This window comes from Buttiauxella sp. S19-1 (genome assembly GCF_022134725.1).
Lineage (GTDB): Bacteria > Pseudomonadota > Gammaproteobacteria > Enterobacterales > Enterobacteriaceae > Buttiauxella > Buttiauxella ferragutiae.
Genome location: NZ_JAHWLU010000124.1, coordinates 1 through 13,764 on the forward strand (window position 1 = coordinate 1; position 13,764 = coordinate 13,764).

Consider the following 13,764-nt stretch of genomic DNA (forward strand, 5'->3'; position numbering starts at 1 on the left):
ATAAAGAAGTTTACGGGAGTTAACAGGTGACAATGTTCAGCGATTTAAGAAGTGTCATGGGGGACTCACCGGATCAGGCTCGTGAAAACTTACATGAACTCAGACGAGACTATCGCTTCTGGTTTGAGGAAGTTAGCCTGTTCACCTTACTCGATGGAATGCGTCGCCAGGCAGAAAATATTGTTGCGTCCGGGATCTGGCAACCCGGAACACCGATACAGCCGGGAGCATGGCATTCAGCGCTGAAAAATATATCAGATGTGAGAAGTTGCCGCGCCGGGACACACTTCCAGCCGCTCGTCCTTGTTCATCACGGCAAAGGTAATGTTCTTCAACGATCGCAACACTATTTGCCTGATGCATATTTACCTGCCAGGCAGGCGCTGAACAAACAGCTGAAACAAAAGCAGCGTCTCGCCAGAATGCTCACCGATTACCATTACACGCAACATGGTGCTGAACCCGGCGTAAAAACATTCCGGCTGGCATTGTTTCTTGAGTGGTCATCAACATCACCGGGCCATCCGCAGAACGATTATCACTGCCATCTACAACAGCAAATGAAAGCCGTATCCACATTACTGAACGGCCTGCGTCATCAGCAAAGCCTCAGTAAACTTGTTGGCTACTTCTGGGTGGTTATGCAGGATATACGCGGCAAACCTTACGTGCGGCTTCATCTTTATGTACCGGAAAAAGATTACACCGACGACTTACTGCTGAAAATCATCCGGCGCTGGCTGACAATCACCGGTAGCGCTGGTGGCACATCACACTGCAATCCTGCACTCTTACAGACACCTCATTTTCGGCTGGATGAAAGTCTGCATCCCTTTACAGTTGAAGAAGATATGTCGCAACTCAGTCGCTTTGGAAGGAAACTCAGCGCCGCGCAGGAAAAAGCCCCGCTGACAGCTGAGTTATTTCTGGAAGCGCTGGCGAAACGCATCATGTTCTGGCCGAAATGCCGATCCCATTGTTTATCAAAATCAGTCAACAGATAAACGGTACTATCCTGTCCACTCCGTCTTCAGATTGATGAATAACAGGAAAATCCAGAATGGCTGTATCTGACGTTTTACTGGACATGGTGTCCTGGTTCTTACCCGATAAAAAAGCCGAGAGCGAAGGCCTGGAAAAATTCCTGATACTCTGGCACCAGGAAGGGCACGATCCACATTTGGCTACGCATTACTTTGCACGGGCAACCGGGCATCGTTACGCCACATACCGCGAAATACAGCTCATCATGAATACCAGAGAGCCTGTCACAACGATCTGGATGTACAAAAGCGTCAATCGCAGCCAGAGCGTTGTAAGGTTTAACAATGAAGGCCGGGCAGAGATAACCGACAGAGCACGATGGAAAACGCGGTACATACTGGCTGTCATTGATATCTTTTTCGTCGTGGTCTTTCTGTTCGCGTTGCCATCGGCGCTCAATAACATCGCTATGCTCCTGAGCGCAGTAAAAAGTACAATGATATCAGCAACATTGATGTTCAGTTTAACGACATCCATAGTGGCGCTTATAGTTTCTGCACTAATCCTGCTGATGAGTGCTTTCGCGTGGTGGGATGTGCTTAATGCGGGGTATTTTGCTGATTTCTATAATACCAATCGACGCTGAAATATTCTCTAGCACCTACATAATTGCCACAATCATATTAGACCTTTAACATCCGATGAAAAAATCATTCAGGATGAATAATCAATGTCATTAAACTCGGAAGAAAAACAACAACGGAAACTCATCATTGGTGAATGGGTTATGATATCGGGTCATATTGAAAAAATGCTCAGAATGGATTTTGGTGCTAAAGGAAAAGGGCTTCGTCAGTTAACTTTACAAGCTAATCTATCACCTGAGTTGTCTGGCATGATCAATAGTCTTGCAGGTTATCGAAACAAGCTTGTGCATAATGTAGACTGGAAACTTAAGCCCATACGACGTGCAAGATTCCAGATGTTATCGGATAATATTTTCGCGGAGCTCTCCCGACTATTGTCCGAAAAAGAGCAACAACAGTTGTGGGATCGTGAAGATACGCAACGGCATGACGACCGGGTACTGCGCTGGAAACGAGATGCCGAGACACGTCTTCTTTTAAAACAAAAAATTGATACCAGCCTTGCAACAATTTCGCTCAAGGCAAATGAGCATGCCCATTCACGTTCTTCGGAAATAAGCAGTACCATTGATAAGACTGCCAGATTATCTAAGTATGTGGCAATTGCAGCGGCAGCAGGTGCCGGAATATTGACAGTAGTTAGTGTATTTGCCATGCAAAAACGTAAGTAATCAGAGAACAAAGGCAAGCGTGGTCAGGGCTATGAATGATCGCCTGAAAGATTTCTACGGTACTTCATATTTCAATTTATCATGCTAATACCTCCACCCCCGACCATACAAATACACATGAAATTCAGCCCCAATGCCTCTCCGAAACAAACCGTTGCCGATCTCGCTCACCTGGCCTGGTGCGCACTGATTGCTTTACGGCTGGCGCAGCGCGATAGCCAGGCATCGTCACCGCTGATGACTCATACCTTCCTGATTCGCTGGCTGGCGAGCGCACAAAAACAGCGTCGTTTTCCACGTTCCGTTGCACCCGACATTGAGAGCTTACTGAAACTCGGACGCCAGAAAGGTCACGCAGCCGGGTTACACCAGCGACTGGAATACCTTTGGGCGTCGTGTTCGTCGCCCGTCAAACAACAATCTGACCTGTTTCGCCTGACGTATGCCATTGAAACACTTAAAGCGCAGGGATGGGTCAACGCGGCGGTTTCAGACGCAGAATGGGATATTCCGACGCTGTTGACGGAGTATGCGGACGTTTCTGCACTACTGGTCAAAAAATCCGACCTGACGCAACATTTTGCTGAAAACGGGCAGCTTAGAGATGAAGTACCCTTTGTGATAAAAGGCGAGATGAATACAGCCCTGGCAGCATTTGATGCGCAAGCATTCCGGTATTCCACTGACGAGACGGGTGACGGGCACATACTGTTAACTCTGCTGCCTGACTGAGTTCGCCCGCACCACCGCACTATGGTATGTAACCTTAAACTCAGGGACTTACCATGCTTTATTATCCTACCGACGCACTTTATCGTCAGATTATCAGTGAATTACCGGCCCATACGTTACAACTTCCCCTCTCAGGCACTGACCACTTTCGGTTTTGCTTCAGGGCGTTTGCCAGTGGCTTTATGGCAGGCTGGCATCGCTAGCACTGGCTTGCGCAGCAGCTGCGCCTCGTGGCGTATACCGCGTTACTGCACGGTGACGAGCTGACTGCTCCCATTACGCAACAAGGGTGTCTGGTTCAACTTACCACTGCATGGGACCCTATGACATCCGCAGGCCGGGTACTGGATCACGCCAGAGCCCGCACACCCGTTTTTGGCTACACAAGCCACTATTCTGCCGCAGCTACCCCCGGATTACCTCTTGCCGAAGCGCTTATTAGTGGGCTGAATACCCTGCGCAGTACATGGAGGCTTGCACCCGTATCACACTACAAACAGTATCATTCAGCCTAAAAATACTTTTAGGCACTTATACGCAAAAAATTCCACCTTTTTTTGTTTATAAACGTAATATATCGATTAGAACCAAGCTGATTATCAATCACCGAACAAATATTAAATCTATTTTCCAGTTGTTAAATATAACCTCATAACACTATTAATTGGCCCAACATTTAAAGGAATTATCCATGCTTGAATCGACCATGTTTTCTCTTCATTCAAAAAACAAACGCTCTATTCCTGAGGACATTATTTCCCTTGTTTATAACAATATCATCGGATTCACTGTCGAAATTAACAACCAACGTCCCTACATTATGAAACGAGATGGCAAAAACGAAGCAAAAGTGTGCCTAAAAGAAGAACGGAATGCATCAGGAGATAATGCATTTTGTTTTCTCTTCGACGTTAAAAATATCACTCAACCAGAAGCTAATGAACTCCAGCGAAGAATAAATAATATAATAATAAATGCGACTAATATTGCCGATCTTTATTGCTTCGACAAAGAGCCTAATGTTTTCTAAAGCTAATATCGATAAGATCCTTCAGATAAATTTCCAAATCTTTTCAGACCTATATCACTACTGTGTATATCTGGCCGGACTCATCTTCGCAGGTGAGGCCGGTTTTTTTGTTGTCTGCACAGAGGCCCCCCGGATGCTGTCACACCATCGATCGTTCACAACGATCAATACGCCATTATTGATCTGTACTGCCTATTGGACGCTCGCGAGTGACCTCCGTAGCATGGTACCCATTCATTCACAGGGGTTTTTGCATGTTCATTTATTTACTGATCTTCGCAGGATTGCTGTTTACGGCCTTTGTCGCAGGGCTGCTGTTACGCCACCGGGCCTGCCCCTACTGCCAGAAAAAACGCAACCTGCTGGTGTGCTTCAATGGCCTGCACGAAGAGATTTGCGATGACTGTCTGGAAGCGATGGAAGAAGAGGAATACCGGCGGCACTGGTAGCTGCATCTGAACGCGACAATCGCCCACTCTGATACGCCCCCCCTAATAATCAGGTTGTTAACATGATTTATATTCTGGTCGCCATCGCTCTGCTCACCGCAGGTCTCACCCTCTTTTTACCCGTTTTTCCCTGTTCTCACTGCCGGAAACGACGCAGTCTGCTGGTCCGTTTCATTTCACTGGACAACTCAATCTGCGACGACTGCCTCGATATCATCAACCAGGAAATCAGGAATAAGCGTAGCAGCTGATAGCCCTTTCTGCGCGAATACACAGCTTCACCCCACTGGCCGGACTCACTTTCACAGGTGCCCGGCCTTCTTTTTGCCCGTAACTCACCAGGACTGACAATGGAACTGAACCATAACCACGACGACCATGAAGACGAAGAACGTGAGGCGTTTAGTACGACTACGATCGACGACGAACCGGAAGAAGCATTCGAAGGTCGCCCCCGTAACCTCCACGCCATTGCAGGCTGGCTCTACGACAAGGCCGTCAGCGGTATTGCCGGTATCGAGTCTGCCGAAACACTGGCTGCACGTTATCTTGCTGACGCCGGAGGTGATGTGGCGCTGGCGGCGCGTAATCTGATCCACTGGGAGAGCATTAAAGCGGGCAGCAGTGGCTTTCTGTCCGGCATTGGCGGTGTGGTGGCTCTGCCCGTTACATTGCCACTGAATATCACCAGTGTGTTGTTCCTGCAAACCCGCCTGGTGGCAGCACTCGCCTGCCTTGGACAGCACCGGTTGTCTGACGAGCGCATTCGCGCCCTGGCCGGGCTGTGTTTGTGTGGCAATGCCGCCAAGGCGCTGCTGCAGGACCTCACCTTACAGGCCATTGACCGCTGGACCGCTGCCGTGGCACAGCAGGTTGCCGAGAAAACCCTGACCCTGCTGGCGACCCGTGCGGGGCTGGTCAGCGCGGAGCACATTGTACGTCTGGTGCCGCTTGCCGGGGGACTCGTCAGCGGGGCCGTCGATATTGCCTCCACCCGCACCATCGGCCGCATTGCCTCAACCACCTTTCTCAAACCGTTACCGCAACCTCAAGGACTCCCCAAATGAATTCCAACCCTGGCGCTGTCGTCAAAGGAATTTTCCTGCTGCTGATTTTTCTGGTGATTTTCAGCGTACCGGAGAAGCCCCGCAGCGAAACCAAATCAGCCTGACGCGACAATAATTGCCCGCCACAACACATACCCGGCGTAACCGCGCCACTCTGCTTTTTTAACCGTTTCCCGCCCTGCTGCCATTTCCGTTTCACCGGAAAGGCCGTCGCACGTCTGTGCGATGCCGGGGTGCTATTGTCTGTAAAACAAGGAGTTTGAAACAATGTCGACCATCACAACCCTCAAAGAAAAACTGGCTACCCCCACGCTGCACCTGGCGCTGATGACGATTGCCACCGGCGGCGTCTGGCCGCTGGTGTGGCTGTACAAACACCAGGACACCCTCATGCAGGAGACCGGTCAGCGCTTTTCGTCGTCTGTGCTGATTATCTGGATGGCGGTCTGCTTTGGCCTGAGTGCCCTGCTGCGCCCGTACACCAGCCCGGTGATTGACCCGCTGAATTACACGCTGCATACACCGGTCGTGATAATTGCCATCACAGGCATTCTCAGCCTTGCACTGATGGTGTTGTATATCGTCTGGGCATTCAAAGCCCGTTCGGCACTGCAGCATTACACCCTGACGCAGTTTCAACTGGAGCTGAAGATGAACGTCTTCTACACCTTTGCCTTCAGCGTCTATTACGTTAACTACTGCATCAATGCCCTGCCGGATGCACTGGCAAAGCAGCAGATTTTACGGGCTCACCTGCAGCAACCAGCAATGCAGACAGCACCAGTGTCACCGGTGACAGGTCCGGCCAACGAAGGGAGCAATACACAATGAAGCGTTTCATTCTGATACTCCTTACAGGGCTGATGGTATCAGCCAGCGTATTCGCTGCCGTTACTGAGCAGGAATGGGGCAACTGGTATGGCAACACCGGCGGAATGGAGTTTGCCCTGAGCTCGCAGAACGCTGCAGGACAGGAGCTGACGCTCAGTTGCAGCGACAAAAAAATGACCGTCAGGCTCAGCTCACGCCAGGAGAGCTGGTCGGCAAGCTCTGACGAGGGGCTGGAAAAGCTTTACCTGATGATTAATCAGCAGGCGTATCAACTGGAAAACACCACTCTGTTCCCGAATGACCCGGTTCCGGCCAGCATTGCCTTTGAAGCCCTGGCACACACCGGGGCTCGCGACAGCATTGTCTTTACCTCACAGCAAACCGGAGATTCAAAGCCCTTCAGCGCACGGGGCCTCAGCGAGGCGCTCAGGGGTAAAACCTGGCAGGACTGTTTAAACCAGCCCTGAAAGCCACCGCGACTTATCCGCGCCAACCGTAGCCCGTTCAGTGATGAGCGGGCTTTTTTGCATTTATGCCATAAGGAATTTACCCATGACCCGTTTATCCACACTCTACGGCGCGGCAACTTCGATTCGTCGCGACCGCCCACTGACCCATGACGAACTTGCCCGTTGTGTACCGAGTGTGTTTGCTGATGACAAGCATGCATCCCGCAGTGCGCACTACACGTACATCCCGACCATCGCCATCCTCGACCGTCTGCATGAAGAAGGCTTTGAGCCCTTCTTTGCCTGCCAGTCCCGCGTGCGCACCCCGGACCGCCGCGAGCATGCCAGACATCTGCTGCGCCTGCGCCGAGCCGGGCAGATTACGCAAAAGGAAGTGCAGGAAATTGTGCTGCTGAATTCGCACGACGGCTCCAGCTCGTACCGCATGATGCCGGGCATGTACCGCCAGGTTTGTTCGAACGGTTTGGTGTGTTGTCAGTCGCTGGGTGAAATTCGTATTCCACACAAAGGAGACGTGACCCGCCAGGTGATTGAAGGCGCATATGAAGTTCTCGGCGTGTTTGACCGTATTGAGCAGGGCAAGGAAGCCATGCAGGCCATCACGCTGACACCGGAAAACCAGTCTGCTTATGCGCAGGCCGCACTGACGTACCGCTTTGGTGAAACACACCAGCCGGTGAGTCCGGCACAGGTGCTGAACGCCCGGCGATGGGAAGACAACAAGAGCGACCTGTGGACGACGTTTAATCGCGTCCAGGAAAACCTGGTGAAAGGCGGTCTTTCGGGCCACAGCGCCCGGGGCAAGCGCAGCCATACCCGCGCCGTGCAGGGCATTGATGGTGACCTGAAGCTGAACCGGGCGCTGTGGGTACTGGCTGAGCAAATGCAGCAGGCCCTGAGCTAAAGCATCACCCCCACGCATCTCGCTTATCTGTCCTTTCTCTTGATAAATGGCATTCAGCTTGTTCTGCGATGCCCGTTGTATCTCACCCAACAAACTGATTTAAAGAGAAAAAATCATGACATATGAATCCATCACATCTGATATTGCTGCAATGACTAATAAGGCTATTTCGCAGCAACCTGACCTTCCAGCTATTACCGCCACTCTGGTTCCCGACGAAGAGCGCGTCGCCTTCTGGGGCCGTCACTTCGGCCATGTCCGCCAGTGGGTTCACCTCGAACCGCAGGTGTTCGCCTGGCTTGACCTGTGGAATACCGATTATCAGGGTGGCGTGTGGGAGTTTTACACCTTGTCCAACGGTGGAGCATTCCTTATGCCACCGGAGCAGGAAAGCTACACGCTGTTTAACGAGGGCAACGGTAATGAGGCTGAACTCAGCACCGAAGCTACCGGAATTGCGGTGTCGCTGATGGCCTGGAGTCACCATGCCTGCCGAACCGGCAGTGAAGCCATGACTGAGCACTTTTACCGTCTGCGGGATTACGGGCTGACGCACCCGGAATGCAGCGGCATCATGCGGCTGATTGACTAAGCGGAGGTCCGGAAATGAACACCGCATTAGCCCTCGCCCCTGCCCCGTCACAAACTGATTTGTTCTGTCTTACGGGGTCATCTGATGCGCCACCGGCCTTAACGCCCTATGCGCAACGCACTATCCGGCGGGCGGTCAGCCTGCTGGATAAGCACCTGCGTCAGCCCGGCGTGGCCTTCACCTCATCCGACGTCACCCGCGACTGGTTACGTCTGCAGCTGGCCCCCCTGGAGCGGGAAGTGTTTATGGTGTTGCTGCTCGACAACCAGCATCGTCTGCTCGCGCACGAAACGCTGTTTTCCGGCACGATAAACCATACCGAAGCCCATCCACGGGAAGTGGTGAAGTTTGCTCTGCGCCATAACGCGGCCGCCGTGCTCTTCGCGCACAATCACCCTTCCGGCGATGCTGAACCCAGCCAGGCTGACCGTAAGATAACCGAAAGGCTGAAAAATGCCCTGGCGCTGGTTGACGTGCGGGTACTGGACCATTTTGTCGTGGGCAGAAACAGCATTGTGTCATTCGCGGAACGGGGCTGGCTGTGAAAATTATCAGCAAACGCCAGGCAATGGCGCTTTACCGCCGGACGTCCGGTGCCCGTCTGACAACGTACTGTCGCGGTCGCTACCGCTGGACCGGCAGCGTCTGCCATTACACAGGCCGGGAGGTGCGGGACAACCGTGGTGTGCTGGCAGTTTTTGCTGAACGCCGTCAGGACCGACACGGCCCGTATCTGGTGCTGCGCTGCGTGACACTTAATTAATCCCGCCTTCACATCCTTACGCTAAAGGAAAACCTTTATGTCACAACACACCACCGCCCCAGTCTGGGGTCTGCGCAGTGATATCACACCCTCGTTTGGCGCTCGCCTGGTCCAGGAGGGCCAGTGTCTGCACTACCTTGCTGACCGTGCAAGCCTCAGGGGTGAATTCACCCCGGCGCAGTTGCAGACACTGGAGGCCACATTTCCGGCGTTTGTTAAGCGGATGGAGACTGCACTGAAGAGTGGTGAACTGGACCCACGCAAGGCAAAACACCACTACTGCACGCTGAACAGTCTGACCTGTGAATCTGATACAAACGGTTCATTCGGTTACGTGTATATAACCATTTATCTCGCAGACGCTGCCAGATAACGCTCAACGCCTGCCTTATATAAAGGATTTCCCCATGCAAAACACCCTGATGCTGCCTTCACCGGCAGCGGTTGCCCCACGCCCGTCACCGCTGGAAGACTGGCAAAAACTGCTGACGTTTCTGCTCGACCGGCATTACGGGCTGGCGCTCTGCGATACCCCGTTCAGTGACGACGCGGTGATTCAGGAGCACATCGACAAATCGCTGTCACCGATGGATGCCATTAACTACGTCGTCGAACGCTATGCGCTGGTCCGCACTGACCGCACCGGGTTCAGCATGACCGAACAGGCACCCTATTTAACCCCGATGGACATTCTGCGGGCCCGCCATGCCACGGGCTTAAGCCGCGTACGCTTTCCGGCACCGGCATCTGCTGAATAACCCCACCTCGGTGTGCAGCCTCAGCGCCCTCATTACCGCGGATGATGACGCTGCACTTTCCTTTGCACCGTTATAAGGACAATCACCATGTTTGACTTACTGATGAAACGTCACGGGTCGCGTTTGCTGGAGGACGCAGGCTGGCCCACGCACCTGGCCTGGCAATGGCGGCTCTCATACAGCCAGGGTGACGGCTGCGCGTTTTATGGCTGGCTGTGCCGCGACCACCTCCTGACCCTGCTGCCACATCTGGCCCGGCGTCAGTGCCTGTCTGATGCCGAAGCACAGCATCTGACGGTGTTACTGACGCTGTACGACATCACCGTGGCTCTGCGTCAAAATGCGCTCAGCAACCACTACTGTCATGCTGGCTGCATCACGCCGCGGGTCGAAGGATTTCCGGAGGACGAAGACCTGACCTTCGCCGTATTCTGCACGGCACTGCAGGCAGATATTCGCGAACTATGCGCCCTCGCAGAGCAGACCGGCTGGCATCTGCTGGAGGCCACCACGCCTCACTCTGCAAACGAGGTGCTGTTCAGTCGCCAGACGCAGCACTTTGAACTGCGGGCCGTTGCCGATATGCCTGACGCCACATATCACGGTGACGATATCGATGAGACTGCAGTCGACGGTTGCCTGGAGCGGCTGCTGTCTCACCACGCCCGTCTGCTGACGGTACGCCTGGACATCATCTGCCACACCACCGGCGATATTATCGCGCAGCAGTGGCTCCCGGAGACGCTGATTGAACAGGATGACCGTCCGCACCACTGGCTCAGTCGCGATGCCGTACACGGGCTGGTCCTCGAAGCCCGCGAGCATATCAGCCAGCAGCTTTCTGCCTGGCAGAGCTTTTACCGGGCGGCTTAAAAGGAAGTAATACGATGAAAATTTCAGTGAATATTGAAGCCGGGTCGCTCGCCGCGATGCCACTCAACGGGGGCCGCATTGCCGTGGATATAGACGGTATTGAGCTGGCTGCACTGGTTGATGCGGTCAACGCCCATGGCACGTTACTGCGTATCGCCGACCGACCGGGTCAGATTATCGTCGAAACCCCGCTCCCGTCCAGCGCAGGGCTGAGCGGCCTGTGCTGCAGCACGGCACATATCACCGGTGAAGACAACGTCCGACTGGAACAGGTATCAAAGAGTGGAGACGGTCAATGGGTCCTCGATACCGGCTACGGGTATCTGCTCCGGCTGAATGCCAGACGTCACCCTGCACTGCGTCTCAAACGACTCGGGCTATCAAAGGCCTGCCGAAGACTGGTCGTCACACTCACACGATACCACCACATCGATATTCTGCATCTGGATGCGGATGGCGACCTCCTTCCAGGTGTTGAAACATTCGACTGGTGATCTTCCACAACACCGCAGGGTAATAACACGATGTCACTCACGACAGAACAAGGGCTGCAGATCCTCATCGACTGGCTACAGGACAATATCGACTGCGAAACTACAATCATTTTCGACAACGATGATGACCTTACCCATTCCGCCGTACTGTTGCCTTGTATCGAACAGGCGCTGGCTGACGTTCGTGATATGCGCCACCTCAAGCTACTGCAACATTCGCCACTAAAATAACACCGCACCTTACCCGCAGAAATGCCAGCCCTTACCCGGCTGGCTTTTTTATTTATATAAGGAAGCAATTTATGTCTGCTCTCACCACACACGCCGAACCTGAAGTGCTCACCCACCAGCGCGACGTGATTTGCTCCACCAGCATCGAGCGTATCGTTACCGTACGTCAAAATGCACTCCAGCAGATCGAGGGAGTGATAAATCAGGTCGCTGAGATCTCACGCCTGACACAAAGCATCGGCGGTAAGACCGCCTTAGACTGGGCCATGAAGCAGGATTTTCGCTGTGGTTGCTGGCTTATGGAGAAAAAAGAAACTGCGATGAAAGCCATTACCTGCAACCTTGATCGTAGCATCTGGCGTGACCTGATGAAGAAATCGGGAATGCTTTCCTTAATGGATGGTCAGGCGCGTGACCAGTGGGACAGAAACCTTGAGGGAGACGATATTCCTGAAATCAGTGAAGCCAATATTCTCTCTACCTTTAAGCAATTGCACAACAGCAAAGGCGAAGTCTTTGAGCGCGGCGTGATTAACGTCTTCAAAAGTCTGAGCTGGGACTATAAGACCAATTCACCCTGCGCATTTGGTAAGCGGATCATTATCAACAATGTGGTGAAATACGATAAGTGGGGTTACGGGCTGGCGTGGGGCTGGAAACGGGATCAGTTAGTGGACTTAGAACGCATGCTGCATCTACTGGAGGGCAAACCCGTACCGGACAGCCGGGCGGACATTGCGTACCGACTTTCAGACCATATTCAGCATAATCCGCACAGCCAGAACTTTGACGATACTTACGTAGTGATACGCTACTTTCAGAAGGGGTCGGCACACGTGACTTTCAAGCGCCCCGACTTGATGGAAAAGATGAATGACATTATCGCTAAACACTATCCGGGGATGCTGGCTGAAAGGTAAAATAACAATGCTGCAATGCGTCCTGCTCACTGGAAATGGAACGTTCAGGCATGGACAACAATCATGCAATTTATGATAAAGCTGCTTCGCTCAAAAAGGGAATTAAAAACACACAGATCCTGACTTCAGAAATCAGCAAAAATGTTCCCACAGCCCCCTCCTGAGTTATCAAAGACATACGAGGGTATAATTGAGGGTATTTTTATTATCGAATCTACAACCCCCCAGCCACACCAACTGACTAACAGTGAAGTTCGATTCCTGCAGGGGACACCATTTCAATACAACCTTCCGTTTATTCAAATCTATAAAACCCCAATAAATCAGCCTACATAACCACATTTCCGTATCTCAACGTCTTCTCACATCCGCTTTTTGTAGGTCGGAAAAGCGAAGTGTCTTCCGACAATATGCAGCAAATGGTGGATGACGCTGCCGCTTATCCACCCTACTAATCCAGTCTTAATTTGTTGTTTGCGAGCCCCTTCGCACATCAAAAATGCAACGCTGTAACTCCCATTATTCTACTTGTCACCTGAAAACCAGCGAGCGTAAGATAAGCTAATTAAACACGTTATTCACCTCTGAGTTAGCTGTGGTATTGGCGTCTCCAGAACACATTCGCGGGATCCGGAACTCATAATTTAAAAATGACGAGTTGAATGATTTGTCGACGATTTCTATAGTTGACGTACGGAATTAAGCCGTACAATTCAGATGAGTTTAAATCTCTTTGAATAACTGAAGCGAAGAGAATGACTGCCGCATAGCGTGAACAGGCAAGGAGCACGTAATGTCAGCATTGAAGAAACAGCGCATCGATCTCAGATTAACCGATGACGACAAGAGCATGATCGAAGAAGCGGCAGCCATGTCCAACCAGACGATTACCCAGTTTATGGTTGCCAGTGCCTCAGAACGAGCAGCGGAAATTATTGAGCAGCATCGTCGTCTGCTCCTCAACAAAGAATCATGGAACCTTGTGATGGATGCCATCAGCAATCCGCCTGCTCCGAATGAGAGGCTGAATCGAGCTGTTAAGCGTCTACAAAACATGGAGTAGGACGTGGCTAATTTGACCATTGAGATTTTTTCAGAAGATATCGAATATGATTTTTCGGGCTTCGATTGTGGTGAGGAGTCGCTAAATAATTTTCTTACTGCACATCTTGCACGCCAGCATAGTGGTCGAATTTTGCGGGGTTATTTGCTTCTGACTAAAGAGCCGAATCCGAAGGTCGTCGGTTATTACACTCTTACTGGTAGCTTTTTTGAAAAGGAAACGCTTCCATCGAATTCACTGAAGCGGAAAGTGCCTTATGCCAATGTTCCAGGTGTCACATTGGGT

At 51.9% G+C, this 13,764-nt stretch carries 21 protein-coding genes and 1 pseudogene; all 22 read left to right on the forward strand.

What is annotated here, in order from left to right:
- The first annotated feature begins 26 nt into the window (after positions 1–26).
- Positions 27–1,004: a hypothetical protein gene (locus tag MES37_RS20415; RefSeq protein ID WP_237932532.1), complete on the forward strand. Its 978-nt coding sequence runs from the start codon at positions 27–29 to the stop codon at positions 1,002–1,004.
- 56 nt (positions 1,005–1,060) lie between these two features.
- Positions 1,061–1,630, forward strand: a complete 570-nt coding sequence (locus MES37_RS20420; RefSeq protein ID WP_237932533.1) for a hypothetical protein — start codon at positions 1,061–1,063, stop codon at positions 1,628–1,630.
- 84 nt (positions 1,631–1,714) lie between these two features.
- Positions 1,715–2,302 (forward strand): hypothetical protein, encoded by a 588-nt coding sequence (locus tag MES37_RS20425; protein WP_237932534.1) that lies wholly within the window; start codon positions 1,715–1,717, stop codon positions 2,300–2,302.
- Between the two features lie 117 nt (positions 2,303–2,419).
- Entirely contained in the window at positions 2,420–3,034 is a 615-nt protein-coding gene (locus MES37_RS20430; protein WP_237932535.1) for a DUF2913 family protein, read from the forward strand.
- A gap of 691 nt (positions 3,035–3,725) precedes the next feature.
- The gene (locus MES37_RS20435) at positions 3,726–4,064 is read left to right on the forward strand and encodes a hypothetical protein (RefSeq protein ID WP_237932536.1); all 339 of its coding nucleotides are present in this window, start codon (positions 3,726–3,728) and stop codon (positions 4,062–4,064) included.
- 254 nt (positions 4,065–4,318) lie between these two features.
- Positions 4,319–4,513: a hypothetical protein gene (locus tag MES37_RS20440; protein WP_237932537.1), complete on the forward strand. Its 195-nt coding sequence runs from the start codon at positions 4,319–4,321 to the stop codon at positions 4,511–4,513.
- A gap of 62 nt (positions 4,514–4,575) precedes the next feature.
- A complete protein-coding gene (locus MES37_RS20445) occupies positions 4,576–4,764 on the forward strand; it encodes a hypothetical protein (RefSeq protein ID WP_237932538.1) in 189 nt (62 codons plus the stop codon).
- A 57-nt stretch (positions 4,765–4,821) separates the two neighbouring features.
- The gene (locus MES37_RS20450; protein WP_237932539.1) at positions 4,822–5,580 is read left to right on the forward strand and encodes a hypothetical protein; all 759 of its coding nucleotides are present in this window, start codon (positions 4,822–4,824) and stop codon (positions 5,578–5,580) included.
- Between the two features lie 267 nt (positions 5,581–5,847).
- Positions 5,848–6,411 carry a DUF4234 domain-containing protein gene (locus MES37_RS20455; RefSeq protein ID WP_237932540.1) on the forward strand — a complete coding sequence of 188 codons (564 nt, stop codon included), beginning with the start codon at positions 5,848–5,850 and terminating at the stop codon, positions 6,409–6,411.
- On the forward strand, positions 6,408–6,878 hold the full coding sequence (locus tag MES37_RS20460) for a hypothetical protein (protein WP_237932541.1): 471 nt from the start codon (positions 6,408–6,410) through the stop codon (positions 6,876–6,878). Before MES37_RS20455 ends, MES37_RS20460 begins: the two co-directional genes overlap by 4 nt.
- Positions 6,879–6,963: 85 nt before the next feature.
- Entirely contained in the window at positions 6,964–7,785 is an 822-nt protein-coding gene (locus MES37_RS20465) for a DUF932 domain-containing protein (protein WP_237932542.1), read from the forward strand.
- A 151-nt stretch (positions 7,786–7,936) separates the two neighbouring features.
- The gene (locus MES37_RS20470; RefSeq protein ID WP_237932552.1) at positions 7,937–8,377 is read left to right on the forward strand and encodes an antirestriction protein; all 441 of its coding nucleotides are present in this window, start codon (positions 7,937–7,939) and stop codon (positions 8,375–8,377) included.
- Positions 8,378–8,391: 14 nt separating this feature from the next.
- On the forward strand, positions 8,392–8,922 hold the full coding sequence (radC, locus tag MES37_RS20475; protein WP_237932543.1) for a RadC family protein: 531 nt from the start codon (positions 8,392–8,394) through the stop codon (positions 8,920–8,922).
- A complete protein-coding gene (locus tag MES37_RS20480; protein ID WP_237932545.1) occupies positions 8,919–9,140 on the forward strand; it encodes a DUF987 family protein in 222 nt (73 codons plus the stop codon). Before radC ends, MES37_RS20480 begins: the two co-directional genes overlap by 4 nt.
- A 37-nt stretch (positions 9,141–9,177) precedes the next feature.
- Positions 9,178–9,513, forward strand: coding sequence for a type IV toxin-antitoxin system YeeU family antitoxin (locus tag MES37_RS20485; protein WP_237932546.1), 336 nt, complete (start codon positions 9,178–9,180; stop codon positions 9,511–9,513).
- A 34-nt stretch (positions 9,514–9,547) separates the two neighbouring features.
- On the forward strand, positions 9,548–9,898 hold the full coding sequence (locus tag MES37_RS20490) for a TA system toxin CbtA family protein (RefSeq protein ID WP_237932547.1): 351 nt from the start codon (positions 9,548–9,550) through the stop codon (positions 9,896–9,898).
- Between the two features lie 87 nt (positions 9,899–9,985).
- Positions 9,986–10,771 carry a hypothetical protein gene (locus MES37_RS20495; RefSeq protein ID WP_237932548.1) on the forward strand — a complete coding sequence of 262 codons (786 nt, stop codon included), beginning with the start codon at positions 9,986–9,988 and terminating at the stop codon, positions 10,769–10,771.
- 14 nt (positions 10,772–10,785) lie between these two features.
- Positions 10,786–11,265, forward strand: a complete 480-nt coding sequence (locus MES37_RS20500) for a DUF5983 family protein (protein WP_237932549.1) — start codon at positions 10,786–10,788, stop codon at positions 11,263–11,265.
- A gap of 30 nt (positions 11,266–11,295) precedes the next feature.
- Positions 11,296–11,496, forward strand: coding sequence for a hypothetical protein (locus MES37_RS20505; RefSeq protein ID WP_237932550.1), 201 nt, complete (start codon positions 11,296–11,298; stop codon positions 11,494–11,496).
- Positions 11,497–11,567: 71 nt separating this feature from the next.
- The gene (locus MES37_RS20510; protein ID WP_237932551.1) at positions 11,568–12,416 is read left to right on the forward strand and encodes a DUF4942 domain-containing protein; all 849 of its coding nucleotides are present in this window, start codon (positions 11,568–11,570) and stop codon (positions 12,414–12,416) included.
- Between the two features lie 793 nt (positions 12,417–13,209).
- Complete coding sequence (locus MES37_RS20515) at positions 13,210–13,479, forward strand: type II toxin-antitoxin system TacA family antitoxin (RefSeq protein ID WP_133521979.1); 270 nt, start codon at positions 13,210–13,212, stop codon at positions 13,477–13,479.
- 3 nt (positions 13,480–13,482) lie between these two features.
- Positions 13,483–13,764 (forward strand): annotated as a pseudogene (locus MES37_RS20520) (N-acetyltransferase); the annotation flags it as partial.

Excerpts from the sequence above, each read along its gene's own strand:
- MES37_RS20420 (WP_237932533.1), top strand. The coding sequence starts at position 1,061 with ATGGCTGTATCTGACGTTTTACTGGACATGGTGTCCTGGTTCTTACCC.
- MES37_RS20425 (WP_237932534.1), top strand. The coding sequence starts at position 1,715 with ATGTCATTAAACTCGGAAGAAAAACAACAACGGAAACTCATCATTGGT.
- MES37_RS20430 (WP_237932535.1), top strand. The coding sequence starts at position 2,420 with ATGAAATTCAGCCCCAATGCCTCTCCGAAACAAACCGTTGCCGATCTC.
- MES37_RS20435 (WP_237932536.1), top strand. The coding sequence starts at position 3,726 with ATGCTTGAATCGACCATGTTTTCTCTTCATTCAAAAAACAAACGCTCT.
- MES37_RS20440 (WP_237932537.1), top strand. The coding sequence starts at position 4,319 with ATGTTCATTTATTTACTGATCTTCGCAGGATTGCTGTTTACGGCCTTT.
- MES37_RS20445 (WP_237932538.1), top strand. The coding sequence starts at position 4,576 with ATGATTTATATTCTGGTCGCCATCGCTCTGCTCACCGCAGGTCTCACC.
- MES37_RS20455 (WP_237932540.1), top strand. The coding sequence starts at position 5,848 with ATGTCGACCATCACAACCCTCAAAGAAAAACTGGCTACCCCCACGCTG.
- MES37_RS20460 (WP_237932541.1), top strand. The coding sequence starts at position 6,408 with ATGAAGCGTTTCATTCTGATACTCCTTACAGGGCTGATGGTATCAGCC.
- MES37_RS20465 (WP_237932542.1), top strand. The coding sequence starts at position 6,964 with ATGACCCGTTTATCCACACTCTACGGCGCGGCAACTTCGATTCGTCGC.
- MES37_RS20470 (WP_237932552.1), top strand. The coding sequence starts at position 7,937 with ATGACTAATAAGGCTATTTCGCAGCAACCTGACCTTCCAGCTATTACC.
- radC (WP_237932543.1), top strand. The coding sequence starts at position 8,392 with ATGAACACCGCATTAGCCCTCGCCCCTGCCCCGTCACAAACTGATTTG.
- MES37_RS20485 (WP_237932546.1), top strand. The coding sequence starts at position 9,178 with ATGTCACAACACACCACCGCCCCAGTCTGGGGTCTGCGCAGTGATATC.
- MES37_RS20490 (WP_237932547.1), top strand. The coding sequence starts at position 9,548 with ATGCAAAACACCCTGATGCTGCCTTCACCGGCAGCGGTTGCCCCACGC.
- MES37_RS20495 (WP_237932548.1), top strand. The coding sequence starts at position 9,986 with ATGTTTGACTTACTGATGAAACGTCACGGGTCGCGTTTGCTGGAGGAC.
- MES37_RS20500 (WP_237932549.1), top strand. The coding sequence starts at position 10,786 with ATGAAAATTTCAGTGAATATTGAAGCCGGGTCGCTCGCCGCGATGCCA.
- MES37_RS20505 (WP_237932550.1), top strand. The coding sequence starts at position 11,296 with ATGTCACTCACGACAGAACAAGGGCTGCAGATCCTCATCGACTGGCTA.
- MES37_RS20510 (WP_237932551.1), top strand. The coding sequence starts at position 11,568 with ATGTCTGCTCTCACCACACACGCCGAACCTGAAGTGCTCACCCACCAG.
- MES37_RS20515 (WP_133521979.1), top strand. The coding sequence starts at position 13,210 with ATGTCAGCATTGAAGAAACAGCGCATCGATCTCAGATTAACCGATGAC.